23 protein-coding genes and 1 riboswitch are annotated in these 26,135 nt (G+C 43.2%); of the genes, 16 read left to right on the forward strand and 7 right to left on the reverse strand.

Translation table 11 applies throughout. The features are described from left to right. Positions 1–2: 2 nt before the first annotated feature. Positions 3–434 carry a 2Fe-2S iron-sulfur cluster-binding protein gene (locus BLV00_RS00835; RefSeq protein ID WP_093041216.1) on the forward strand — a complete coding sequence of 144 codons (432 nt, stop codon included), beginning with the start codon at positions 3–5 and terminating at the stop codon, positions 432–434. 307 nt (positions 435–741) lie between these two features. Further along, positions 742–1,107, forward strand: a complete 366-nt coding sequence (locus BLV00_RS00840; RefSeq protein WP_093041220.1) for a hypothetical protein — start codon at positions 742–744, stop codon at positions 1,105–1,107. Positions 1,108–1,216: 109 nt separating this feature from the next. On the opposite strand, the gene BLV00_RS00845 is transcribed toward BLV00_RS00840, so the two are convergent. Together BLV00_RS00845 and BLV00_RS00850 are read right to left on the reverse strand one after the other, a co-directional pair. After that, the gene (locus tag BLV00_RS00845; protein WP_093041223.1) at positions 1,217–2,527 is read right to left on the reverse strand and encodes a chloride channel protein; all 1,311 of its coding nucleotides are present in this window, start codon (positions 2,525–2,527) and stop codon (positions 1,217–1,219) included. Between the two features lie 9 nt (positions 2,528–2,536). Beyond that, positions 2,537–3,148 (reverse strand): DUF421 domain-containing protein, encoded by a 612-nt coding sequence (locus BLV00_RS00850; RefSeq protein WP_093041225.1) that lies wholly within the window; start codon positions 3,146–3,148, stop codon positions 2,537–2,539. Between the two features lie 423 nt (positions 3,149–3,571). On the opposite strand from BLV00_RS00850, the gene BLV00_RS21620 reads away from it, so the two are divergent. The 6 genes from BLV00_RS21620 to BLV00_RS00875 all read left to right on the forward strand — a co-directional run bounded on the left by BLV00_RS21620 (position 3,572) and on the right by BLV00_RS00875 (position 11,341). Further along, the gene (locus BLV00_RS21620) at positions 3,572–3,778 is read left to right on the forward strand and encodes a hypothetical protein (protein WP_143030657.1); all 207 of its coding nucleotides are present in this window, start codon (positions 3,572–3,574) and stop codon (positions 3,776–3,778) included. Between the two features lie 428 nt (positions 3,779–4,206). Next, positions 4,207–5,466, forward strand: coding sequence for a GntP family permease (locus tag BLV00_RS00855; protein WP_218131876.1), 1,260 nt, complete (start codon positions 4,207–4,209; stop codon positions 5,464–5,466). A 526-nt stretch (positions 5,467–5,992) separates the two neighbouring features. Further along, the gene (locus BLV00_RS00860) at positions 5,993–6,931 is read left to right on the forward strand and encodes a polysaccharide deacetylase family protein (RefSeq protein WP_093041230.1); all 939 of its coding nucleotides are present in this window, start codon (positions 5,993–5,995) and stop codon (positions 6,929–6,931) included. Positions 6,932–7,531: 600 nt separating this feature from the next. Continuing rightward, entirely contained in the window at positions 7,532–9,643 is a 2,112-nt protein-coding gene (locus tag BLV00_RS00865) for a BglG family transcription antiterminator (protein WP_093041232.1), read from the forward strand. A 22-nt stretch (positions 9,644–9,665) separates the two neighbouring features. After that, positions 9,666–9,932 carry a PTS sugar transporter subunit IIB gene (locus BLV00_RS00870; RefSeq protein ID WP_035550936.1) on the forward strand — a complete coding sequence of 89 codons (267 nt, stop codon included), beginning with the start codon at positions 9,666–9,668 and terminating at the stop codon, positions 9,930–9,932. A gap of 41 nt (positions 9,933–9,973) precedes the next feature. Further along, complete coding sequence (locus tag BLV00_RS00875) at positions 9,974–11,341, forward strand: PTS ascorbate transporter subunit IIC (RefSeq protein ID WP_093041234.1); 1,368 nt, start codon at positions 9,974–9,976, stop codon at positions 11,339–11,341. Between the two features lie 370 nt (positions 11,342–11,711). On the opposite strand, the gene BLV00_RS00880 is transcribed toward BLV00_RS00875, so the two are convergent. Continuing rightward, positions 11,712–12,704 carry a M14 family zinc carboxypeptidase gene (locus tag BLV00_RS00880; RefSeq protein ID WP_093041236.1) on the reverse strand — a complete coding sequence of 331 codons (993 nt, stop codon included), beginning with the start codon at positions 12,702–12,704 and terminating at the stop codon, positions 11,712–11,714. Between the two features lie 652 nt (positions 12,705–13,356). Beyond that, positions 13,357–13,971: a YdhK family protein gene (locus tag BLV00_RS00885; protein ID WP_093041940.1), complete on the reverse strand. Its 615-nt coding sequence runs from the start codon at positions 13,969–13,971 to the stop codon at positions 13,357–13,359. Between the two features lie 410 nt (positions 13,972–14,381). On the opposite strand from BLV00_RS00885, the gene BLV00_RS00890 reads away from it, so the two are divergent. From BLV00_RS00890 to BLV00_RS00915, 6 genes are all read left to right on the forward strand, one after another. After that, positions 14,382–15,662 carry a C15 family peptidase gene (locus BLV00_RS00890; protein ID WP_093041238.1) on the forward strand — a complete coding sequence of 427 codons (1,281 nt, stop codon included), beginning with the start codon at positions 14,382–14,384 and terminating at the stop codon, positions 15,660–15,662. Between the two features lie 287 nt (positions 15,663–15,949). Continuing rightward, positions 15,950–16,064, forward strand: a riboswitch (TPP riboswitch). Between the two features lie 113 nt (positions 16,065–16,177). Then, the gene (locus tag BLV00_RS00895; protein ID WP_093041241.1) at positions 16,178–16,789 is read left to right on the forward strand and encodes a thiamine phosphate synthase; all 612 of its coding nucleotides are present in this window, start codon (positions 16,178–16,180) and stop codon (positions 16,787–16,789) included. After that, on the forward strand, positions 16,773–17,906 hold the full coding sequence (gene thiO, locus BLV00_RS00900) for a glycine oxidase ThiO (protein WP_093041244.1): 1,134 nt from the start codon (positions 16,773–16,775) through the stop codon (positions 17,904–17,906). Before BLV00_RS00895 ends, thiO begins: the two co-directional genes overlap by 17 nt. Beyond that, on the forward strand, positions 17,890–18,093 hold the full coding sequence (gene thiS / locus BLV00_RS00905; RefSeq protein ID WP_093041247.1) for a sulfur carrier protein ThiS: 204 nt from the start codon (positions 17,890–17,892) through the stop codon (positions 18,091–18,093). The genes thiO and thiS overlap by 17 nt, the downstream gene beginning before the upstream one ends. Further along, positions 18,090–18,860, forward strand: coding sequence for a thiazole synthase (locus tag BLV00_RS00910; RefSeq protein ID WP_093041249.1), 771 nt, complete (start codon positions 18,090–18,092; stop codon positions 18,858–18,860). The genes thiS and BLV00_RS00910 overlap by 4 nt, the downstream gene beginning before the upstream one ends. Further along, the gene (locus BLV00_RS00915; protein WP_093041252.1) at positions 18,860–19,876 is read left to right on the forward strand and encodes a ThiF family adenylyltransferase; all 1,017 of its coding nucleotides are present in this window, start codon (positions 18,860–18,862) and stop codon (positions 19,874–19,876) included. The genes BLV00_RS00910 and BLV00_RS00915 overlap by 1 nt, the downstream gene beginning before the upstream one ends. Before the next feature lie 48 nt (positions 19,877–19,924). On the opposite strand, the gene BLV00_RS00920 is transcribed toward BLV00_RS00915, so the two are convergent. Both BLV00_RS00920 and BLV00_RS00925 read right to left on the reverse strand, forming a co-directional pair. Then, a complete protein-coding gene (locus tag BLV00_RS00920) occupies positions 19,925–20,776 on the reverse strand; it encodes an endonuclease/exonuclease/phosphatase family protein (RefSeq protein ID WP_093041254.1) in 852 nt (283 codons plus the stop codon). A 200-nt stretch (positions 20,777–20,976) separates the two neighbouring features. Continuing rightward, positions 20,977–22,953, reverse strand: coding sequence for a metallophosphoesterase family protein (locus BLV00_RS00925; protein WP_093041256.1), 1,977 nt, complete (start codon positions 22,951–22,953; stop codon positions 20,977–20,979). 514 nt (positions 22,954–23,467) lie between these two features. On the opposite strand from BLV00_RS00925, the gene BLV00_RS00930 reads away from it, so the two are divergent. After that, a complete protein-coding gene (locus BLV00_RS00930; protein WP_093041259.1) occupies positions 23,468–24,052 on the forward strand; it encodes a hypothetical protein in 585 nt (194 codons plus the stop codon). Between the two features lie 146 nt (positions 24,053–24,198). Here the strand turns inward: BLV00_RS00930 and BLV00_RS00935 are convergent, their stop codons facing one another. Continuing rightward, on the reverse strand, positions 24,199–25,245 hold the full coding sequence (locus BLV00_RS00935; protein ID WP_093041261.1) for a M14 family zinc carboxypeptidase: 1,047 nt from the start codon (positions 25,243–25,245) through the stop codon (positions 24,199–24,201). 145 nt (positions 25,246–25,390) lie between these two features. Here BLV00_RS00935 and BLV00_RS22190 point away from each other — a divergent pair, with 145 nt between their 5' ends. Continuing rightward, positions 25,391–26,119, forward strand: a complete 729-nt coding sequence (locus BLV00_RS22190) for a coiled-coil domain-containing protein (RefSeq protein ID WP_245728690.1) — start codon at positions 25,391–25,393, stop codon at positions 26,117–26,119. Positions 26,120–26,135: the final 16 nt, after the last annotated feature.

Consider the following 26,135-nt stretch of genomic DNA (forward strand, 5'->3'; position numbering starts at 1 on the left):
AAATGGGGGGTCAAGAACATTTTTGCATCAAGTTGACGATTATTATGCACAGAAAGGTGATCCAAGTGATAAAAAAGTTGACGATCAGTTCTTTAAAGCCAGGCAGTACAGCGAATACAGCGAATTTTAATCAGAAAGAGAAAAGCAAGTCAGCCCCTTTTCAACCAGCAAAAAAACAACTGGAGATAGAGCAGCATGGATCGAATTATAAAGTAAACCCTGTACATAACGTTACCGTGTTAGACTCCGCTTTAAACCAAAAAATTAACCTTGCTTATAAATGTAAAAAAGGAACGTGCGGAAAATGTCAGATAAAAGTGTTGAAAGGGGATACTTTGATTACTTCTGTAAATGACAGAGAGCAAAAAAAGCTGAGGGAAAAAACAAATGATGGTTATCGGCTTGCCTGTCAGGCTGTATTCAAAGAGAGGTAAAACCGTGTGATCCTGTCTAATTCTTATGCGGAAGTCGCGTGGCGCATGTTGGTTATATTAGAGAGAAACGGGGAAGTCAGCAGGGACAAGTACAAACAATCCATCAGATGAAATTGTTGAATTGTGGGATGTAGGTCAATCACCAGAGAATCAACCCTAATGAGAATTGGATTTATCTGTACAATAATTTCATCATAAGGAACGAACGGACATCTTTCCGTTTCCTGGCAAAGTTTAATGTGTTTTTTCTAAAAGTGTAATTTTCTCTTTTCAGATGAATACCATTTATCTGAAAGGGGGAAGGAAAATGAGTACGGAAGATTATGAGTATCACCCTCAAAATGAAGATACCAGGAACATGCATGATCAATGCAGGAGGCACATGAATTATCATGTCATTATTACAATGAAAGACGGAAGTTCGTTTGATGGAATCATTCTGGATGTAGGCTCGGATAACGTTAGTATATTAGCCGGTGAAGATGTAATGGAGCGGGAAAATGATGAGGATAACCGGCAATTCTACGGTGGCTATTACCGGCCAAGGAGAAGGTTCCGGCGCTTTAGACGTCGTAATTTCCCAATTGCTTCTTTAGCAGCATTGGCCCTGCTGCCTTATATTGCTCCATATCCGTATCCTTATTATCCATATTACCCGTATCCGTATTATTGAGTAACAAGAGTGCCTGCCCCTTTGCTAACGCTTTACTACAATGGGGATCAGGCACTTTTTTAAAAAAATATTTATGTTCACCTGGGCATTAGCTCTATGAATTTACTTACTAAACATTAGATTTTTTCTTCTTTTCAGCCTGGTCAATGGTTTCTCCATTGGCGATGTTATACAAACTGCTTTTAGGTCCATAGATTTTTTGAGATGGCCACAGTCCATGATGACCTGAAAATATAAAACTGACTAGACAAGCAACAAAAAAGTACTCTAACCCTTTTCCATCAAACATCTCCATTGCCAATAGGAAAGCTGCAATGGGGGTATTAGCACCGCCACTGAAGGCAGCAATCATTCCTAAACCAGCGAGAAAGGACATAGGGAAATCCATGAATGTGTGTAAGGTGTTGCCTAATGTTGCCCCCATGAAAAATAACGGTATGGCTTCTCCACCAACGAAGCCAGTCCCAAGCGTAACGGCTGTGAATACCAGTTTTGCCAGGAAGGCAAAGGGAGGAACGTCTTCTTTAAAAGATTGTTCAAGCATATCCAATCCTCGACCATTGTAGTCTTGTGAACTTACTATTAAAGTTAATACTACAATGATAAGTCCCCCAACAAAGGCTCTCTTCATATGGTTTTTCTTAAATATTTTCTCAGAAGTTTTTTGTATTCCATGCCTTAATTGACAGTATGAAATACTTAAAAGGCTGAAAATAACAGATACAAGTATAACTTTTGCAAATGTTATCATAGATGCTTCTGGTACAGTGTGGATAATGAATTCTGTGTGTTCAACTTTCCAAGCAGCTGTTGTCATATAGTAGCCAACAAAGCTAGCCACAAGGCAAGGAATGAGTGCTTCGAATTTCATCTTCCCTAAAGTGGCCATTTCCATCCCGAAAACAGCCCCTGCGATCGGTGCTCCAAACGCTGCACCAAACCCGGCACTTATGCCACTCATAAGAAAAATTTTAGTGTTTGATTTGTTTGCTTTGAAGAACTTGTTTACTGCTTCAGCTACGCTGCCACCCATTTGGACAGCGGCACCTTCTCTTCCTGTTGAACCTCCAAATAAGACGGTTATAAATGTTCCCAAATAGACGATAGGCCCCATTCTCATCAGGACCTTTTTCTTGCCATGAACTCCATCTATCACTAAATTATTTAATTCAGCAGCGTCATGCAGGGTGTTATTTAAATATACCTTCCCATAGTTCATATATATGTACCCTACGACAATTCCTCCTAAAGGAAGAAGGAGAATGAGCCACCCGCTTTCTTCTCGTACCTCTCCTAAAAAATCGTTAGTCTCTAATAAGAAAGCCGTTACCGATCCCACAACAATACCAATCAGGCCTCCGAAAAATATCCATTGACCAAGAACTATAAAAAAGTTTTTATATTTAAGATTTATATTCATTTGCATACCTCATTGTAAACCTTCTGGAGGTTCTTCCATATGGTTTTCATTTTTAACTTCTTTGAAAATATTATCTGAATCATCTGATTGCGTTACTGCTGTTTGTAAGGGGGAAGTAGACTGATTCGCTTGAATCATCGACATCAGCATTTGAATATCTTTCTTAGTAGAATATTGCATATCAGGTTTTAACATATATCCTAACTGACCATTTGATTCTATTGTTGCCCATTGTAAATCACTGATATTTTGAATGTTTTGTTGTCTTAATCGCACTTCAAGCATATCAACAGTTAAGCGCAACTTTTTTAAATTCTGTTCATTAATTACGCCATCTTCGATAACGATAAGAGATTTTCCGTAAATTAAAGTTTCTAACGTATCATATTTCAAAACGATATACTCAATAAAAATTAGGGAAAGTACCATTAAAAATGTAACCACCATAGTAATCCAGATGTTCCTATCGCCTACAGGTTGAATAATTAATGAACCAACTGCTATCATCATGACAGTCTGAGCAACTGTTAGCTGAGAAATTGATTTTCTTCCTGCTAACCGCAAAATAAGTACCCCACCTATGACAATGACAATAGATTTCCATATGAAATGTAAATCCAAAGAATATTCCTCCTTATAGAACCATCCTTATATAGCTTGTTAAGGATATTTGAATTTATACTAAAACAACTTTGTTTGAGTGGATATTCTGCCCTAAATGAAGCGATGTTCCTCCCTAACCCAACGATATACTGATGTAACAAAAATCTCACAATGTGTGATAGAGCCTTTACAAGTGTATGATTTATGAGGTTCAGCTTGCACGTACTCACTAGGTGCTACAAGGGCAGTTCGTTGTTTAGATAAGCCGGCTGCTTTTTTGGCAAAAAAGTAAGCACCTGACTGATGTCCCACTCATACGGTATACGGAGGTGATAAAGAAATGGCATATAGCGATGCAATCGTCTACGTGGGGCAACTGGGTGCGGATACTTACGTACAGTCATTGAATGTGTCCTGTATACGGAAGACCAAATCGGATTTATGGCAGACCGCATCCTTTGGACACAGGAGCAGATAGGGGAAATGGCAGATCGGATTGTGTATGTAATTGAACTCTCCCAATTCAATACCATCAAAGCAATGTATATGATCACGTCGCTCTCATTTCTTGGGTTTGATAGTTTGATGAATAACATGGCTCAATATAGTATTACTGTCCAACCGGTAAACTATATTCCCTGGCTTTAAAAATTAAAATCCCCACTACGTTTGTTTTTATTGAAGTGAAAAAATTACGCAGAGAGAATGTGTCGCCGTACAAATAACATTTACCCGGCCTGATTTTAAAACGGAAGCCGCAGCTTGTCGGTAAACGACGAACTGTGGTTTTTTCTATTACGCTATAACCGTCCGCCTTTCTATTCATTATTATCAGTGGTGAAAGAAGTTTAGAGAGTGTCTGCCTTGAGGAATGAGCGCATTCCCTTCGGGTAGATACTTTTTTGTTTCATCTATCTTCCTGACTTTATTGGTATCCATATAGTTTGTTTCCTCTTTCCTACCTCCTTGTCTACTGCTAAACAAGCCAATTGATCACAGATCGTAGAATATTGAATGAAACTATGTTATATTTTCAAAAATATGCTATCAAACAGTAGGAAAGCGTGGTGAGGGTAATCAATTCAGAGGTTAGTATGTTAGGTGTTTTAGTGGCAATGGCGTTAACGATTATCCTGATATTCAGAAGGATTAACCCTCCATATGCAATGATGGCAGGTGCTTTAGCTGGCGGAATCGTTGGGGGACTCAGCTTAGCGGCTACCCTGGACTTCATGATTGGGGGTGCTCAATTACTGACACCGGCAGTATTACGGATATTAGCAGCCGGAGTGTTAGTTGGCGTATTAATAGAATCTGGCGCAGCAAACGTCATTGCGAATACTATCGTCACCAAAATGGGGGAAACAAGAGCATTATTAGCTATTACGGTATCCACGTTAGTTTTAACAGCAGTTGGTGTTTTTATAGCAGCAGCTGTTATCACAGTCGCCCCGATAGCTTTAATGATAGCCAAACGAACCAAAGTATCCCGGCTGAGTGTTTTAATCGCTGTCGTATGTGGGGCGAGAGCAGGGAATGTGATGTCCCCTAACCCGAATACAATTGCAGCGGCTGAAAGCTTTTCCATACCGTTAACCAGCGTTATGTTTGCTGGAGTTGGACCAGCTGTCGTCGGAGCGGCATTTACATATTTCATTGCTAAAAAAATAAATGATAAAGGTTCGAAGGTCAATAAAATCAGAGAAGAAAAGACAGATGAGATGAAGCAGCCTTCCTTTTTGGCAGCCATTTCAGGACCATTGTTTGCCATCCTTATGCTATCATTACAGCCATTAGTTGATATTAAAGTTGACTCTTTACTTGCATTACCAGCTGGGGGGGTCTTTGGTGCGGTCGTAATGAGAAAAACCACAGATTTAAATTCTTATATGTCGAGCGGACTCCAAAAAATGTCTGGAATCTCCATTTTAATACTTGCAACGGGTACTTTAGCCGGCATTATCGTGAATTCCTCACTCAATCGTATGATTATGAGTGGCTTGAATACTTTTGATTTACCCATCTCTTCCATAGCACCTCTATCGGGTTCGTTTATGGCATTAGCAACAGCATCAGCAACATCTTCAGCTGCAATCTCCAGTAATGTGTTTGGAGAAGTATTATTAGAGAATGGCGTCAGTGCTTTAGCTGGTGCAACGATGATCAATGCAGGGGCAGTGGCTTTTGATCATTTACCACATGGTCCACTCTTCCATATTTCACGGGATAGCTTCTTCATGGATATGAAAGAACGACTGAAGGCACTACCATACGAAACAGTAATTGGGGTGGTTATCGTGATTGTTTCAACCATTATTTATGGAGGATTACTATAGGATTGAGGAGGTAGTTTTTAAGTAATTCATCAATTTAGCAGAAGGGCAGGGGTTTTCACTTTCATCCCCTGGGCGTACCCAATCTGGTTGCAAAAAGGCATGTGTTCCTACGCACGAGTGATTTTGAACGCTCGGTCAGATCAATAATTGGATAAAAGCTCAAAATATAAATCCAAAAAAGTGCCTGTCCCCCGATACAGTAAAGCGTTAACTGGTTGGGAAGCAGGCGCTTTTGTTAAAAACTTTATCGATGTCAAAAGACAGAACAGGATAAGGAATACTACCTATAATCCCTTCAAAAACGGTAAAGGATGTAAGTTGGTAAATAGGTTGTCCTATAAACAATGAAAATTTTTAGATAAATCGACTGTATTGTTTTGCTGCATTAATATGCTAATATTTTACCTGAGATAACTTTTCGCTCCCTATTATGGGGGTGTTTTATTTTGATTTAAAAAGCGGATATGTCGATACTATTAATTTCACATCAGTGACATAGCGTAAAAAAATAATCGAAGGTTGTGAGATGGAAATGGGAAATAAAGTGACACTGCTGCTTGTAATTGTCTTTGTGGGCCTTCCCCTGTTTGGAAAACCGGTAATGGCGGATACATATCAAGTGGAAGAAGGCGATACGCTTAAGAAAATCTCCGATAAATATGGGGTGGCACAAGAAAGGATCGTTAATTATAATCAATTGCTTTCTACAACGCTCCAAACTGGTCAATGGTTGGAAATTCCAAATGAGAAATTTAAAGAAGGAGCTGACCTCACTACTATTAACCTTGGTTTTTCTGAAGAAGATAGATTATTAGGTCCAGTTCCGGTTATAAACCCAGAACAAATAACCGGTCCCGTAACCAAAGAAATGGTTTATATGGGGGAGGACGATAAGAAACAGATTGCGCTTACCTTTGATGATGGGCCGGAAGATACCTATACGCCTCAAATCTTAAAAGTTTTGAGAGAAAAAGGGGTAAAGGCTACTTTCTTTGTCATGGGTCAGCGGGTAAGGGAGAATCCTGCTCAGCTTCAAAAGATTCAAAGAGAAGGTCATGCGATAGGCAACCATACATGGGATCACCCGCATTTATCAGAGCTTACTAAAGAAGAAATGCAAGAGAATATTCAAAATACCAACGCGGTTATCGAAGAAGTTACTGGGGTGAAAACAGATCTATTCCGACCGCCATTTGGAGAAATAAAAGAATGGCAGTTGGAACTATTGAATAAAGAGGGATACGAATCGATTATGTGGACTGCTGATTCCAAAGACTGGATGGGTATATCGGCAGAAGAAATTGTGGAAAGAGTCAAGAAGGATGCCAGTCCAGGGGTCATTGTACTGCAACATAATTACCATGTAAAGGGTAATTTTGAGACCGTTGAAGCGCTGCCGCAAATTATTGATGAATTACGTGCAGAAGGTTATGAGTTTGTAACCGTGCCAGAATTATTAGATTAATAAGTGCTGGCCAGCCAGTAAATAGAAATTAATTTCATACCAAGGAAAGTAGAAAGAAATGGCGTAATCCACGAGTTATGGATTACGCCAATTTTAAATGATTAGTAAGGATTTCTTCCTGTACAGGTAAGGCATCTACGAAAGAAAACAATCTTCATTAAGGAAAACTATCATCACAACCCGTCACAACCCTAAAGAGTGTTCCCTTCATTTAGTGGATAAGTGTGTTTCTCCAATCACTTCGCGAGAGAAGCTGACCTCGGAGCAGTGGGCTGATTAATAGTAGAGACAGCATCCACCCATGATGATCCACCCATGATGCCCATGACATCCACCGTGAAAGTCCCCATTTGCTTACAGATATCTCCCTAAACTGCATTTCCTTTATATGGATAAAAATTCGCGCGGAAGCCTTGATACATAACCTTTTAAACTACCGTTCAATTTTGCAAAGTCACCACTTACAAACTCTGCACACTGAAATCCCTTACAAAAGCATGAAATAGCCGTTATACTAAGGTCATAAGATGATCATCTAAATCACAACCGTATAATTCTGCAAAAATTACCGGGTAACAAACTAGAGTGAGGGGGATCCCCATGGTATTGGATAAAAGACGTGCACACTTATTATCCATCATTCAACAATCTACTGATCCCATCCCGACGAAAGATCTGGTTGCAAAAATGAATGTGTCCCAACGCACGGTTTATTATGATCTCGATCAGATCAACAGTTGGTTAGAGGATCAGGAATTAGAACCTATTGATAGCAAGCATGGTGAAGGGCTTTTTCTGCCTGAGCCATCAAAATCGAAATTGACCCTTCAAAAGGATGTGGGGTTTGAGGATTGGCAGTACCAATTATCGAAAGAAGAACGAGAAGTGCTCATTAAAGCGAAAATATTATTAGAAGAACAGGATGCCTCGATGCAGAGCTTCATGGATTTGACAAGCATGAGCCGAGGCACTGTCGCTAAAGTTCTCAAAGTCGTTAAAGACGAGTTCAGACAAGCTGGGCTGAAGTTGTACTATCAGAAAGGTTCCGGATACCGATTAAGTGGTCGGGAGGAAGCAAAAAGAAAGATGCTTTCCGATATCCTGGCGGTCATCTTTTCTCATCCGGAATGGCAGCATGTCCGGAATGAGATTCACCAAATGATCGAGCCGGGGACCGAGGAATCGTCCCAGGAGACAGATCAACGGCTCACCGTGAGAAATCTTCTTTATGAAGCGGAACAAACATTAGGGTTGACGTTGACCGATGAGATGGTAGAGATTCTTTCTTTGCAAATTTTAATGATCATGAAGCGCATCCAATTACAGAAGTATATCGTTGTGCAAGAAGAAGAAAAACAGGTGCTTCAACAAACGGAAGCTTATCAGGCATCCCTGCTCATTACAAATAAACTCAAGGATTTATGGGAGGTTTCCTTCCCCGATGATGAGATTTGCTTCATTACTATGAATCTATTAGGTTCTAAGGTTCAGCATGATGACTTCAGCCGTTATACGGAACGTGAACTATCCGGACTGCGGAATGTGGTTCGAGAGATGATAGCGGACTTCCAATTGTATTCCTGTGTCGTGTTTGATGATAAGGGAGGGCTTGAGGAAAACCTGATTTCCCATATTAAGCCTACGTATTACCGTTTGAAGTACGGCGTGAAAATCGCCAATGATTTAGCTGCAAGTATTCAGGAAAACTATCCGGATATCTTCCACTTAACGAAACGTGTGATGAAGCATTTAGAGCTTTATGTTGGAGAGACAATCCCAGATGAAGAGACGGCTTATATAACACTCCACTTTGGTGGGTGGCTGACAAAAGAGAAAAAACAGGTAGAAACAAAGTTCCGAGCAATCATTGTTTGTGAAAACGGGATTGGTACATCCAACATGCTACGCACCCAATTGGAAAATCTGATTGTCGGTTTGAATGTGATCACCACCATGTCCACCAGGGAATACCAATCGATCGAACCTGACGCAGACGTTATTTTTTCTACCAATTATATTAAGGCAAAAGACATTCCCGTTATCCATGTTCCAGCGATCTTGACCAATCTTGAAAAGGAACAGATTATGCGACGGATGAATGATCTTTTTCATTCGAAACAGCAAGAGAAGGATTCGACGGACCTGCTGATGGATGTAATCGAAAGATATGCAACGATTCATCAAAAAGACGACCTGAAAAGAGAACTGGTTCATCTTTTAGAACAAAATACCCCGCTGACAAAGGAGCTGCGAAAGCCTATGCTCAACGAATTATTAACGGAACAAACGATACAATTCAAAGATCATGTATCCAGCTGGGAGACGGCCATCGAAACGGCTGCTCAACCCTTGATCGACCAGCAATCGATTCGACCTGAGTATATTCAGGCGATGATTGATAATGTGAATGAATTGGGGCCTTATATCGTCATTGCCCCTAGAATCGCGATACCCCATGCGCGTCCCGAAGCCGGGGTTGAAAAACTGGGGATGAGTTTCCTGCGATTAAAAGATCCTGTTTATTTTTCAGACAAAGAAAAACACCGGGCCCAGCTAGTCATCGTCCTGGCGGCGATTGATAATCAAACCCACTTAAAAGCGTTGGCTCAGCTCACGGAAATGTTATCCAATGATGAAAATGTCGAGCAGTTAATTGCAGCCAATGACCCGAAGCATGTGATTGAAATCGTAAACAATACCGTTGAAGTTTAATAAATTCGAGGAGGAATTTGAAATGAAAAAAGTATTAGTAGTATGTGGTAATGGTTTAGGAAGCAGCATGATTGTCGAAATGAACGTGAAAGCCGCATTGAAGGAAATGGGGAAAGAAGCGGAAGTGTCCCACACAGACTTGACGACAGCAAAGTCAGAACAAGCGGACCTCTTCTTAGGTTCCGAGGATATTGTAGGCAGCCTGGAAGACGGAAATAAAAATGTGGTGAAACTGAAAAACCTGATGGATAAAAATGAGCTCCGTGAAGCATTAGAAAACAATTTGTAAGAGACGACGGGAATTAAATCTAAAACAAAGGAGCGTTACACATGATTGATTTAATAATGAAGGACATCTTAGGAACCCCTGCCATACTTGTCGGCTTATTCGCGCTGATCGGACTCCTTGTGCAACGCAAAGACTCAGGGGAAGTTGTTTCCGGAACACTTAAAACAGTGATGGGTTTTGTGATTCTTGGGGCCGGGGCGAATGTACTCGTCCAGTCCCTGGGTCAGTTCAGCAGCATGTTCAATGAAGCCTTTTCCGTAGACGGAGTCATTCCAAACAATGAAGCTATCGTTGCCCTTGCACAGGAAAGCTTCGGTACAGAGACGGCAATGATTATGCTGTTCGGTATGGTCGTCAATATTCTCCTCGCCCGCTTCAGTCCTTTTAAGTATATCTTTCTGACTGGTCACCATACGATGTTCATGGCCTGTTTAATCGCTGTCATTTTAATCACAGGCGGATTTTCCGGGCCGTCCATGATCATCCTGGGATCGATTATTCTTGGTTCTCTGATGGTGTTATCCCCAGCTATGCTGCAGCCGTTCACCCGTAAAGTAACGGGTTCTGACGACTTTGCCATCGGACATTTTGGATCATTCGGCTATCTGGTTGCCGCTTTAGTAGGGAAAGCTGTCGGTAAAGGTTCTAAATCAACCGAAGAAATTAAAGTGCCGAAATCCCTCAGCTTTCTAAGAGACACGTCAGTTTCCGTGTCCTTGACGATGGCCATCCTCTTCTTTGTCGTCGCAGGCGCTGCCGGACCTGCCTTCGTTGAAGGGGAACTAAGTGGCGGACAGAACTTTCTCGTCTTCGCCTTTATGCAAGGCCTTACCTTCGCTGCCGGTGTTTACATCATTTTAGCTGGTGTGCGTATGCTGCTTGGTGAAATTGTACCCGCATTCAAAGGAATTGCTGACAAGGTTGTTCCAAATGCCAAACCTGCACTGGACTGCCCGGCGATTTTCCCATTCGCAGGAAACGCGGTTATCATCGGCTTCTTCTTCAGCTTTATTGCCGGCCTGGTCAGCATGCTATTCCTGCCTTTGCTGGGATTAAAAGTCATTGTTCCTGGACTGGTACCGCATTTCTTCACAGGTGCCGCTGCCGGAGTCTTCGGTAACGCCACCGGCGGAAGAAAGGGAGCAATCATCGGTTCAATGGCCAATGGGGCAATCATCAGCTTCTTGCCAGCGCTGTTGCTGCCTGTACTTGGCTCTCTCGGATTCCAGGGAACAACCTTCGGAGATGCTGACTTCGGAGTCGTAGGTATTGTTCTTGGTAATCTGATCCGCATCGTTGAAGCGAATAGCGTTGTTTTCGCAGCTATTTTAATCATCTTAGCAATCCTTTTCTTCCTTGGTTCCAGGTCAAAAAGAAATGAGGAAGAGGACAGTACAGATGTAGCTTAATATTCTTTAAGAAATCCCTTCCTGCTTGCAGGAAGGGATTTTATGTTGTTACTTATACTTCTTCCCTAACGCAAGAAGCTTCCTCCTTAACGGTGGGATGTTCCTCCCTAACTTCATCAACTTCTGACTTAACGAAGGAATCTTCCGCCCTAACACAAAGACCTTCTGACTTAACGCCTTTCCCAGGCAGAATAATCAGCACTCCCTTCCTGTAAGCAGGGAGGAATTTTTATGCTGTTACTCATACTGCCTCGGAGGCAGCGCTTTTAATATTAATGAATCAATAATCTAATGTATACCCACAAGTACAATAGAGACTGTCTTATAGAAAAAACGCAATCCACGAGGATGGATTACGTTTTTAAGATGATTAGTAAGGGCGTTCTTCCTGAACAGGTAAGTCATCCCAGAAAGAAACATCCTTCTCCTGAATGCTGCCATCAGCGATCGCTCTGGATGCGGAATACATAGCAATTACTGCTTGTTTGGTGAGGTACCTATTGCTCTTTTGTCCTAATACTTCAAAGTCGTTGGCGTTATCCTGTGTGCCGCGTATTTCGAATAGCAGGGTAGAAATGTTGTAATCGTGCGCCAGTCCATATACGCTGATTCCGTTGTTGAAAGTGGAACCTTTCCCAGCATAGTTAGCCAGGTGTCCCCAGCCTTTCGGTTCAATGGCTTCGTAAACTACAGCGCCAAGCTGTTTGGAACCTTCCAACACTTCAGGTGCTGTGTGGTCAGGATGAGGAGGGAAGATAGCACCAGATACATATTTATCATCTTTTATCCATTGTGCTCCTTGATGATGGAGGTCCATCATATAATCGATTTCATATCGCTGCAGCACATTTTCATGAAGAGCCTGTGTTTCTGGCTGTGTTTTGGCGTCATGGTCACGGTTAAAATCAACGCCATTCGCATTCAAGCGGGTCAGATGACGATCGCCCTTCGCTGCATAATCTTCTAATTCGTAATTCACATCTCCCATTGCACCATCAGCATTATACATCGGGATAATCAGGATGTTTACATCATCTAAAATTCCTTTTGTCTTACCAGTGCCTAGCTGCTTGATGAATTCGAGAGAACCTTCTGTCGTCAACGCTTCGTCACCATGCTGCTGGGTGATATAAAGGATGGTCGGGTTGTCCAGGTTCTGCATATATTTCACCAGATGCATATCCCGTCCTTTTACTGTCTGCCCGATGACTTCGAGCTCCATGTTTGCCTGTTTCTTCTCCTGGGTCTCAAGGAAATCCACCTTCTCGCTGTATGTATGGAGAATGGATGTATTGATTGTCTCGTGTCCTTGGTAGTCTGGTCCATTTCCTGCCGCCTGGACAGTAGGCACTTCTGCCACCATTCCTCCAGCAAGGATTGTGCCTGATAAGGCGATTGTTGCTAGTTGCTTTTTCCTACATATTCATCCTTTATTTACATGTTTTAACAAAATAGATGCAATATCCCTGTTCTTTTAAATAAATTGAGAAAAAAGTATTAGAGCGAGAAATAGTTAGACTTAAAACATCACCTTGATCATTCAAGCTGATGTTTATATTCCACAAAACATTTCGACAAAGTTTATCGAGGTGCCTTTTACAATAAGTGAAAGCTATTTTTAAATCATCATTACCACCTTTCTCTGCGTTTCTGTTTTCTTCGTCTCTGCTTCTAAAAAGAAACAGCATAAAAAGATCAATAAAAGCTGAACTGTTCACCGGTGAGGGGAAACAGTTCAGCTTTTTTAGGTTGCCAGTCTAAAAGCATTACGGTTGATTGTCATTTTTCCCACCGATTCCATTTCCCACAGCTTGATTTTTTATTTACTGGTAGCCTGAGGCATTAACACAAGAGTTTTCACTGTTTCTCGAGTGCTTGCCATATTGACATCTATTATTTTGGATGCCAATGTTTTGGCAGCGTTCATCTGGGTAAAAGTTGTTCATAACGGGTAGATAGCGGCAGTTCTGCAACAAATAAACGCCCAGTCCTACTACGGATCCGGACGTTTTATTTTAATTTTTCTCCAATTCGTTTTCTGTCACCCATTTATGATTGGTGATCTCTTCGCCACCAACGGCTGGTGAATAATCTACCATATATACGGTTGTTTTTTCAGCAGATACAATTTCAGCCGTCGCCCCTTTCATGCCTTTTATGTGTGATGCTATCACCTTTACTTCATCACCAGGGAGAAAAGGTTCGTCTCCAGCTTCTTCAATCTCTTCATGGATGATCCATTTATGGCCTTCGACACGTTCTCCGCCATCTGCCGAATTATAGGAGATAACGTAGGCGGTGGTATCATAAGCACCGGCAATTGTTGCCTTAGCACCATCCATCCCTTCCATATGGGCAGCTTGGATGGTTGCTGTACTATCTATTTGAAATTTGGGATTTTTAGCTTCCTCTAAGCCTTCAGGAACGTCTCCCGAACCAGAATGCTCCATGCCTTCATGGCTGTCTGTTCCTTCCGCATTTTCTTCACCGGTGGAAACTTCATTTTCACCGGATTCTTCACTCTGGCCTGCTTCTTCGTTTTGCCCGCTTTCCTCATTATTCGCGCAAGCGGCTAATGTTAATAGCGATATCAAGAATAAAACTCCTACCAGCCATTTCTTATTTTTCATCATCCTTATCCTCCTTTTGCTTCAATACAGCTATTCACATATTACACGGATAATTTGCATTTTTTGCGCAGATTATCATTTTTTTACATTCATCTGCTTAAGCTTTGACTGAGCGTGTGATATTCGGAAAAATCTGAAAGTGCCTGACCCCCAGTGAGGTAACGCTTTACCTGCAGTGGGGGTCAGGCACTTTTTAATTCTTTGTAGTAGATGTCACGTAGTAGTGTTACTAACAAGTAAACTTTTGCAATTTACTAACCTAAAAACATAGCAGTGCTTTCGACTTACCTTTTCATGACATACCTACCAATTTTCAATGAAATACTTTGAATAATTTGAAAATTGTTACACAAACTCCCTACAATAAAAACTAGCAAACTAAATTTAGCAAAAAAGGGAGGAAGAGGAAGGTGAAACTTAGTAACGTCATTTTGACATGGATAGTTATATTGATTGCAGGATTTGGCACAACTTCTTTCGTAAATGCCGAAAGTCACTGTTATAACGAGGACGTGCCTCTAACACCGGAAGAACAAAGAATGGAAGATGGGGCCCCGATTCCTCAGCAGATTATGAATGATGCGGAGTTCACCCAATTTGCAGAAATATTTGAGGAAAGGCTTTGTAAAGTCAATAATGTGGACCAGGCGGAGAAATTAATTAGCACCCACGGAGAGCAGTTGTGGGATACTGCAATAGCTAGGGCACAAGGAAAACGTCCTGATCTTGGGGATCTTGATCGCTATGATGACCGTCCGTTATACTGGACAAGGTTACATATGACCAGTGCACTGCGTCAATGGGAACCTGAATTTTCAATTTCAGAAGCGGAACGAAATGAATTAATGAAAGAACTGGAATACACATCACGGGGCATCACTTCGATAGACTATCCAAAAGGGAAAAAAGTGAAACGAATTCTAGTGACAGGCTTTGATCCATACCGCTTGGAACAGGAATTCAGACGAAGCAATCCATCTGGAGCTGCTGCTTTACAACTGGATGGCAAAAAGGTGATGACAGAAGATGGTCCGGCTTTCATACAGGCCGCGAATTTTCCGGTGAGATGGGAAGATTTTGAGGAAGGAATTGTGGAAGATACTTTTGGCCCGTATTTAGAAGAAAGTAAAGAACAGGTTGACTTGATGATGACCATCAGTCAGGGAGGACCTCGTGTGATGGCGATCGAAGGGTTTGCCGGTCGCTGGCATACAGGAGTCGGTAACAACCTGGAAGAGCGATCCAGCGTGATACCAACCGTCGGAGATTGGCTGATGCCGGATGAGCTGCCGGAATTTATCGAGACTACTTTGCCAGTAGAAGAAATGGTTAATGCCGACACAGGTCCATGGCCGGTAGAGAGAAACGATGAAGTCTGTGAATGGCTGGCACCAGGTTACCGTGATGCAGCTTATGTTTGCCAAGATAATGGTCCAACGGAAGATTCAAAAGCACGAGCTGGGGGAGGAGGAAGTTATCTTTCGAATGAAAGTCAATACCGCTCTAACCGTGTAAGAATTGGTCTTGGTGCCTACGATATTCCAGGAGGCCATTTGCACGTAGCTGCACAGGAACATTATCCGGAAGATACAAGTGTTTACATCACCGACGAATTTATGGAGTTTCGTATGGATACGGTAGAACAGACCTTCGAGTTAGTGAAAGCTGCAGCCAACGCAGTAGATAAATAATTCGATTTCAAAAGCGATCACAGCTTCTAAAGGAGCTGTGATCGTCTTTTGAAGTGGACGCCTTTTTCTTTACTCGTTACAGATAAAGGAAGCACTGAGATAAATCGATGCCCAGGGAGAAATAGGGGGTGTTTATATGGATGAAGATAGATGTTTTTCCCTCATACCCCTGAGGCACATTTTGTAATATAAAAGTTTAATACTCGAAAAAATCAGAAAATAAACTAGACGATTCTATGAAATTAATGTAAAGTAAGAAATGAAGCGTTTACCAAAAACTGCATAAAAATATTCACTAGGGGTGCCTTTCCTTAAAGGCTGAGATCAAAGTATTAAACTTTGGGACCCTCTGAACCTGATCTGGCTTGAAACACCAGCGGAGGAAAGTGACGACGATGGGCGTCGTGAAAGAGCAAGTCTATGTTTCTTTCATGATGGTCATCTAAAGTAAATGGGACATACCACTTTTCCTCCGGGGGAAGTGGTATTTTTTATGGCTTAAAGGGTGTGCTGATATGAAACTGGTGGCAGTGACGAATGGAAAAATGAGAAGGCAGACGTTGTCAGCGGCAATTGAGGAAATTGAACAATTGGTAGATTCCATCATTTTAAGAGAACCTCACATGGCTGATGCTGACTATCGTTCGATGGTGGAGGAGTTAATCGCAAGTGGGGTTGATAGGGACAAGCTTTGTATCCATAGTCGACTAGACATTGGCCGTAAGACCGGTGTTTCGAACCTTCATCTCAAAGAAAAGGGCTCCGGGGTAAGGAAGGTGAAACAGGCGGATCCTTTTCTGAAGGTCGGGGTCTCGGTCCATTCCCTTCAATCGGCAAAACAGGCGGAGGAGGAAGGTGCGGATTATGTGATGTTTGGCCATGTTTATGCTACGAACAGCAAAATAGGACTTGAGCCAAGGGGCATCGAGGAACTTAAATCTATCACTACTTCGATTGATATTCCTGTTATCGCGATTGGCGGAATCACTCCCGCTAGACTGCAAGAAATACAGGAAGCAGGAGCCGCGGGAGCTGCTGTCATGTCAGGAATGTTCGGGGGTCCACAACCGCTTCAGGCTGTAAAACGGTATGTAAAGGAGCTAACGATTCATGAAGGAACATTATGATGTGGTGATTATTGGCGGTGGCATTATCGGTCATGCGATTTCCTACTATTTAAATGAGAGTAGTGTTCGCGCTATCGTTATTGAAAAACATGCGAGTGGAAGCAAAGCTACCAAAGCAGCAGCCGGGATGCTCGGGGTCCATACGGAGCATCGAGCATCGGATGCCTACCATCAATTTTGTCAACACAGCAGAGATTTATATCAGGACTTAAGCAAGGAACTTCATGAATTAACAGCCATCAATATCGGGCTATCCCCGTTTGGAATGATGGAAATCGCGATGGATGAAACGCATAAGAAGGAGCTGCTGGAGAAAAAACATGCGTTTACCAGCCTGGAATGGCTGGAAGCAAAACAGGTGAGGGGTAAGATTCCTGCTCTTCCGCCGGAGTTTTCCGGAGCATTGTTTATGACCAAGGACGGCCATGTAGAACCAGCAGCCACGTGCGAAGCTTTGAAACGGGCAGCCTTGCTGTATGGCGGCGACTTACTGGAAAACACGAATGTACTTGAGGTAACAAAAACGGAGGACATTTTCACTGTGCAATTAGAAAATGCTTCTGTAACAGCAAGCCAGGTCGTGGCTGCTTCTGGAGCGGACAGTGAGCGATGGTTTAAAGCCACAGGAATGGATAACCCGATCGTGCCTGTGAAGGGGGAATGCTTTTCGATTAAGCCAGGCAAGCATTATTTTAAGGAAGCCTTGTTCTTTAAGGACTTTTACATCGTCCCTAAACCGGATGGGCGTTATATCGCAGGAGCGACGTCCAAGCCTAATGACTTAAGTTCTGATACGATGGCTGGAGGACTGGCGGATTTGATGCATCGTGTGTTTGCTGTTTTTCCAGACCTGAAGGAAGAACCGATGCAGGAGTTCTGGTCAGGAGTCCGGCCGGGGTCTGCCGATGGTTTGCCGATTATAGGGGAGCACCCGACCCTTACAGGGTTCTATTTTGCCACCGGGCACTATCGAAATGGCATTTTACTGGCACCTGCTACAGGACAGATGATAAAGGACCTGATCACGAAGCAAGACGTACATCAGCCGTTCCAGGAGTTGTTTTCACCAGAACGTTTGGATAGGAAAGGAGCATCCAATTATGAATATTCATCTTAATGGAAAAAGCATTGATTTACCTGGTAACGTCACCACGGTGTCGGATCTGCTTGATTCCTATGACATCAAGAAAAAGATTTCCGTGGTGGAGCACAATAAAGAAATTGTACCTAAAGGGAATTATGAACAAACGACGCTTGCTGACGGAGACAGGATTGAAATCGTACATTTTGTTGGAGGAGGATGAACATGTTAACGATTGGTGAAAAGACATTTCGTTCAAGATTGATGCTGGGCACAGGGAAATATCCGAGTTTTGCGGTACAAAAAGAAGCGGTGGCCGCTTCGGAAACGGAAATTCTTACGTTCGCTGTCAGGCGAATGGATATTTTTGATAAAGATGAACCGAACCTGCTGGAAGAGTTGGACCTTGAAAAATACAGCCTGCTTCCGAACACGGCTGGTGCTAAGACAGCGGAAGAAGCAGTTAGAATCGCACGCCTTGCCCGTGCTTCCGGTTTATGTGACATGATCAAAGTCGAAGTTATCGGCTGTGACAAGACACTATTACCAGATCCGTTTGAAACGATGAAAGCTTCCGTGCAGCTGTTGGAGGAAGGGTTCACGGTCCTCACCTATACCTCGGACGATGTTGTGTTAGCAAAGCGATTAGAGGAAGCAGGCATTCATGCCATCATGCCAGGAGCTTCTCCAATCGGCTCCGGCCGGGGAATCATCAATGAGATGAATCTGCAATTCATCATCGAACAGTCGGAAATCCCGGTTATCGTCGATGCGGGAATCGGCTCTCCAAAGGACGCCGCCCATGCGATGGAGCTTGGGGCTGATGGTGTCCTGTTGAATACTGCCGTGTCTGGTGCTGAGGATCCTGTCAAAATGGCGGAGGCCATGAAGCTCGCCATTCAGGCAGGTAGACTTGGGTATGAGGCAGGAAGAATCGAGAAGAAGGAATATGGAATACAAAGCAGTCCGGAAAGCGGGCTGGTCACCTGATGGCTGAACGGTACTCGCGCCAGGAACGTTTTGCCCCGATCGGAAAGGAAGGACAAGCTTTATTAGCTGAAAAACATGTACTCATCGTTGGAGCAGGCGCCTTAGGCTGTGCCAATGCCGAAATGCTGGCGAGAGCAGGGATTGGTAAGATCACCATCATCGACCGCGATTATATCGAGTGGAGCAACCTTGGCAGACAACAGTTGTACACAGAAGAAGATGCTGCAAGCTCGAGGGCGAAAGCGAAAGCGGCGGAAGCCAGGCTGAAAGCGATCAACTCCAATATTGAAGTAAAAGGGATTGCAGAAGAGTTTGACCCTGAGAATGCAGAGTTGCTGTTGAAAGATATCGACATACTGATCGATGGGACCGATAACTTTGACACTCGTTTCATCATCAATGACGCTGCTTCCAAGTATAAAGTCCCTTGGATCTATGGCGGGTGTGTGAAAAGCCATGGCATTTCGCTTTCCATCTTGCCAGGGGAAACACCTTGTCTCCAATGCCTGATCGACCAGCTGCCCCAGGATGGAGAAACCTGTGAGACAGCTGGAATTATCGGGCCTGCTGTCCAAGTGACTGCAGCCTATCAGACGGCAGAATGCCTGAGGTTCCTTACCGGTCACCCGATGTCGACGCATTTGGTTTCTTTTGATGTCTGGGGAAGAGGCTACAGTGCGATTGATGTAGCAAAACTCAAAGATCCACAGTGCGCTTCTTGCTCTGACGCCGCTCAGTTTCCTTATTTAAAAAAGGAAAGAGGCATGCGAACCGCCGTCCTATGCGGAAGGGATACGGTCCAAGTCAGACCGGGCGGGAAAGAAAACGTCAACCTGGAGCGATTAGCCCGTCGGATCGAACCGTTTGCTGGGGAAGCCAAGGTAAATGAGGTACTCCTCCGGTTCCAAATGGAGGAGAAGAGGTTCGTCGTTTTTAGGGATGGAAGAACGTTGATCCATGGTGTGGATAATGTGCAGGAAGCGAAGAAGTTGTATCATCGATATGTGGAAGCGTAAGGAGGAAAAGTGCCTGACACCCAGTAGGGGCAGGCACTTTTTTATTATCTATTTTCCATTTTTAAAAGGGACGCTTCGATTTAAATATATGTCTGTGGTGATTGGTAGGTGATCAGAGGCCAGTGTATCCATTACTACTGATTGGCTTGGCTTAAGTGCGTTAGAGGTGAAAATATAATCAATTCTTTTTGTTGGATCCGCGGCTGGATAAGTATAAGCTTCTGGTTGGTCGGCAAAAGCGTCCTGGTAATGATGATATAAAGGCTGTAACTCTTCACTATCAGGGAGCGCGTTCAAATCTCCCATGATCACGTTTGGCCCATCTGCTTCATTTGCAATATCAATGATTTCCTCCACCTGAAGGTTACGCTCTTCAGTAGTCAATGCAAGGTGCGTGTTGAATACATTAATATGTGTACCCTTTACATTGATTCTCGCCTCCAGCAGACCGCGTTGCTCGGTATCTCCGATTTTGGGTAAAAAGTGATTCTCAGATTCCAAGATAGGGTAGCTGCTTAAAATAGCCGTACCGTATTGGCGATTGGGTTCATCTTCATCGGAAGATTCAATGTCAAGGTTAGCGCCATAGGCATAAAACATATCGAGACGCTCTGCAAGCTGTTTGGCCTGATCCTGAAAATCACTTCGTGAGGACCAATGGTTGTCCACTTCCTGCAGTCCTATAACATCAGCTTTAGATTCTTTGATTACTTCTGCAATCCGTCCTAAATCCAGTTCCCCGTCTACTCCTTCTGCATGGTGAATATTATAGGACATGACCTTTACCTTCACCGACTCTTCTCGCGGAAATTCTGGGGACTCCGCATAAACATTTCCAGCTGTAGAAACTAACAATAACAGTAACATAGAAAAACATAAAACCCGTGACATCATCTTCATGTGCCCATTCCTCCTTACTTATTTTGTTACCAGTGTAGAAGAGAACCAGATGACTTTCTATGGTGGAAGTGTTATTTTTTGTAAAGATTAAATACACAAACCGTTTAATTCCCTACTCACCTTGCATTCAAAATCACTATCTCTCAGGCTGATATTCCTTTAAGATTTGGTCAAAGACAGCTGCATCATAATAGACACTATTATTTTGAATCAGCATCTTGAATGATATTTCCTTTCTCATCAAAGTGAATCGTCTGAACATCATCATATACCCGGCGTTCCGTACGAACCAAGTCATAGTTATCATCCAGAATTGGGAAGATATAGACTGGTGTTAATGTTAATTCCACGCCATCTGACTTTTTCACGAAGTCCATCTGTAGATGGCCGTAATGTAACCCGCCATCAATTAAGTGTTTGACGCCATTTTCATTCGTTTCCCAATACTCCGGCTCATCTTTGGTGGCGCTCCATTGCGTGTGCGTATTAAATTCTTGAGGCACAAGGCTGCCGTTTTCATCTCTAATCATTTTTTCTCCTCGTAAGCCGTCAGCAGCTACACCTACGTCATAAGAATGAAAACCATTGCCGTCCCCGTCTAAATCGACCCAGCTGCGTTCAAACATTTCATCATGACCGGAGATGACAGCAGCTACGCCATATTCTTCAAACATTGGAGAATAGACACGCATGGCGACACCAGATTGGTTGTCGGCATATTCGTGATTTGGCGGTGCTCCATGGACGCCACTGGAATAAGCGGCATGGTGGAATTGGACTAAAACGATCTGTCCTTGTTCACGTGCGTCTTTCAACTGTTCTTCTGCCCATTTGTATTGCTCCGTGCCTGGGTTGAAGTTTGGCAAGTCTGAACCCTCGACTGATAGCCCGTTGAAAAGCTTTGTGAAAGCATGATTATAAGCATCGGTTGTAAATTGTCCCTGCGTATCGGTAGTGATATATGGATCCCCATCCACGCCTTGTTCTGCCCAAACGGATTCGTTTAGTATCGTGTCATTTTCACTGTATACTTCACCGGTCAAGGTCCCGGTTGCTGTAGACTCATCAGGGATACCGTTGGTAGAATCCAAGGTTAATAACGTGATCGGCCCGATATCTGTCCGGTAGTAGGAATCTTTATAGTGAGGGTTGTCCTCATCCCCAGGAGTATCGAAGTATTCATGGTACTTATTACGAGAGATAACCGCCGGTGAACGATCTTCTTCACTACCATATCCGCCATTTATGGAGGCGTAAGTTTCCCAGTTTCCTATAGCAGGTAATAACGGTGTATGCGTCGCGAAATCAGTAAAGTCACCAGCAAAGTGCCGCCAAAACTCATCCCAGGCGGGCTGGTATCCGGAACCTTGTGATAAGTCACCAGCAATTAGTAACGCATCTGGATCAGCTGCTTCGATATGAGCTAAGTTTTCATTTAAAGCCGTTTGCTGATCCAGCGGATAACGTACCAGGAACATATCATTTCGGTCCTTATTTCCATACTTTTCATCAAAAGCAGATCCTTCACCAGGACGCTCCTCGGAACCCGGAGCATAAGGGTTGACCGGATGCAATTCCCACTCTCGATGTTCTAATTCTCCGTATGGTTCGGTCTCCGTATCAGAAAAGGCGATTAAGGATAATTCATCCCAATTCTCTTGATCGGGAAAAGTTTCAAATTTAGACGTGTGTGTCTTTTTTCCTTGTTTAACAATGATGTTGTAGGTTGTATCAGGTTCTAATCCATCAATGGTTACCGAATGTTTATAGTTGGAATTGGATTCTAACCAGGAGCCTGGAGGAAGTGTTTCTATTACACCATTGCCGCTATCGTAGGTTAATTCCTGTTCCAATTCTTTCTGTGTATACTCCATTAAATCCATGTAACGTGGCGTAGAAATCATCTTTTTTGCTTTCATTCCAGGACCAGTTACGATCACTCTGCTAGGTTCATCTAATTCGGATACCCAGTTAATTGTCATTGAAGTGCTGGTTGGAGATTGTAAATAGGGTAAGACACGAAAGCCGGTTTCAGGTTCACGGACGGTGGATTCGGACGCTTGCTCGCCTGCTTTTCCTTTTGAAGCTGCATCTATACTTGGAAGCGGGCTGGATACTGCCAGGAATGAAGCAATGGCAGGAATAACGATCCTGCGCAAAAATGCATTCTTCTTCATAATATCTCTCCTTATTTTTTTATTGCAGATACCTTTTTGAAAAAAATGGATGGATCACGGTCAATAACGAGGTGAAAAGTCTAAAGGTGTGAGGGTAATCTGAGAGGATTGAATCTGGTTGTCACTATAAACATGTCCAGGTAAAATTTAGATAAGCGCAGATTTCATGTGGGCATCTCCCCTATGGAATAATATTGATTAAAGACTACCATAAGGGTTTTGGAAAAGAATCGGATTTTGGTAGATAGTGATAAAATAACTATGAAATTGTAACTAAGTTACTAGCTCCATGAATAATAGAACAAGTGAAGCTTGCCCCTATGATATAAGGAGCAGGTTTCATTATGATGTCTCCAGCTCTTTAAGTATTGGAGATCAATCTAAAACAGATGCCTGAGGTCACTTTATTGCTTTGGATTTCATCTAGGCAGATGAATCAATTCCTGGATGAATGTACCCGAACGAAAAGAAAAATGAATAGGATGATGATGTATATCAAGGAGGCGAATGACACATGTATGATTATTACAATCCTTATCAACCAGTCGGGTACAGTTACAGACAGCAAAATGGAGGGCAAGGACAAGGTCCAATGGTATGCTTTCCCGAGGGCAGTGCCCCTCAAATAGAAGGTGGTCTGGAAGGGACAGTCACGGTTAATGATGAAGAAGTTACCGTTACCTGCTACCCTGTGCCAGCCCAGGGGATGGGAGGAGGTCCTCAAGGCCAGCCTGATGGGCAAGGGCAGGAAAACGGCCAAGGTAATGGCAATGGGCAACAAAACGGCGGGCAGCCCGACATACCATATGGCGATATTTTGGAACAGCTTCCTTTACCGGGACAGGGAGGGAATGGTCAAGGAGGAGGCATGCCCGGTGGAATGATGCCGCAACTTCCTTTCCCAGAACAGGGAGGAAATGGTCAAGGAGGAACGTCGGGATTTCCATTCCCTGGGCAGGGGAATGGTCAGGGAGGTATACCTGGCGGAGGAATGATGCCTGGGCTTCCTGGTCAGAACCAGGGTCAGCAAGGGGGCAGATTTGCGTCCAGACAGATACCATCTCCTTTGCATTATACTGAAATTCCATATTATTGGTGATCTATGAATGGATAAAACTTAAGTAAAAAGGCCTAAGCCCAATCAAAATTTACCGTGGTGGGTTCAGGCGCTTTTTTTGAAAAGTAAAATAGGAAATCCCGGCTAAAGGATTTCCTATTTATCTAATATAATATAGTAGAAACTCTTTAATATGGCCGCTCTTCCTGAACAGGTAAGTCATCCCAGAAAGAAACATCCTTCTCCTGAATGCTGCCATCAGCGATCGCTCTGGCTACGGAATCCATCGCAATTACTGCCTGCTTCGTCAGATAGCCATTACTTTTTTGACCTAATACTTCAAAGTCATTGGCATTATCCTGCGTTCCTCGCATTTCGAATAGCAGGGTGGAAATGTCGTAATCGTGTGCCAGTCCATAAACGCTGATTCCATTATCAAAGGCAGAACCTTTGCCGGCATAGTTAGCCAGGTGTCCCCAGCCTTTTGGTTCGATAGCATCGTATACTGCAGCTCCCAGCTGTTTGGAACCTTCCAACACTTCAGGTGCTGTATGATCAGGGTGAGAAGGGAAGATGGCTCCGGATACATATTTATCATCTTTTATCCATTGTGCACCTTGATGATGGAGGTCCATCATGTAATCGATCTCATATTGCTGCAGCACATTTTCATGAAGAGCCTGTGTTTCTGGCTGTGTCTTCGCATCGTGATCCCGGTTCAAATCTACGCCATTAGCATTCAGACGAGTCAGGTGACGATCGCCCTTCGCTGCATAATCTTCTAATTCATAATTAACATCTCCCATTGCACCGTCGGCATTATACATCGGGATGATCAGGAGATTGACGTTTTCTAATATGCCTTTTGTTTTACCAGTGCCTAGCTGCTTGATGAATTCGAGAGAACCTTCTGTCGTCAGGGCTTCATCCCCATGCTGCTGGGTGATATAAAGGATGGTCGGGTTGTCCGAGTTCTGCATGTACTTCACCAGGTGCATATCCCGTCCTTTCACCGTTTGCCCGATAACTTCGAGCTCCATGTTTGCCTGTTTCTTGTCCTGGGTTTCCAGGAAATCCACCATCTCACTGTATGTATGGAGAATGGATGTATTAATCGTCTCGTGTCCCTGGTAGTCTGGTCCATTCCCTGCCGCCTGGACAATAGGCACTTCTGCCACCATTCCTCCAGCAAGGAGTGTGCCTGATAAGGCGATTGTTGCTAGTTGCTTTTTCATACATATTCCTCCTTTATTTACAGGTTTCGACAAATTGTGCTTTAATCCTTTTCGCCGTTATGTAATTAAGAAAATGGTCTTAGTATGCTGGTAATTGGTCACAAGGATAAGGAATATAATGACAGTATAAAAGGGGGAGAGAAAGGTGAAAAAGCTTCTTAAATCAAAAGCTGCTCAAGTTACTTTCGTCAGTATAGCCGTCGTAATCATCTCATCTATATTTTATGCTGTTGGAACAACCCAGGCCAAAGGCGAATTCGAGGATTCTAAAGTGACCCTTTCTGAATTGCTTACAAAAATCGGCGAGGCGGAAGGAGAGCTGGTAAAACTGGAAGAAGAGGTAAAGCAGGCAGTCGAAGAGCAGGAAGAGAAGATGACGGAGACCGAAGAAGAGATTCGAGATACAGAGAAAAAGCTGGATAAAGTGAAGGCAGATTATAAAAAGGAAAAGGAAACGTATAACGAAGCGGTAAAAGTCATTGCAGAACGTGATACAGCTGAACAGGAGCTTTCCACTTTCCAGACGGAGATCGGTGAGTTCGATGCTACGATCAAGGCTAAAAAGAAAGAAGTATCCAATTTAAAAAACGAGATTGAAAGACTGACCAATATAATAGTAGAAACCGGCGAGGCCCCTAAAGAATTTGCAGCCGGACAATACCTCGTTGGTCAGGATTTTCCGGAAGGGAGATACAAAGCTGTACCAGTAGGAGAAGGAAGCAACTTTGTAATCTTTAATGGGAGTTCCGGGCTTGCGGATGTAAACACCATCTTAGGGGATGGGAGTTTTGGAGAAACAGAGTATATATTCTGGACGTCTGATGGAGACATGATGGAAACAGCTGCAAGGGTAAAATTAATTCCACTTAAATAACAGTTATCGTATGCCC

The sequence above is a fragment of the Thalassobacillus cyri genome (assembly GCF_900107755.1).
Lineage (GTDB): Bacteria > Bacillota > Bacilli > Bacillales > Halobacillaceae > Thalassobacillus > Thalassobacillus cyri.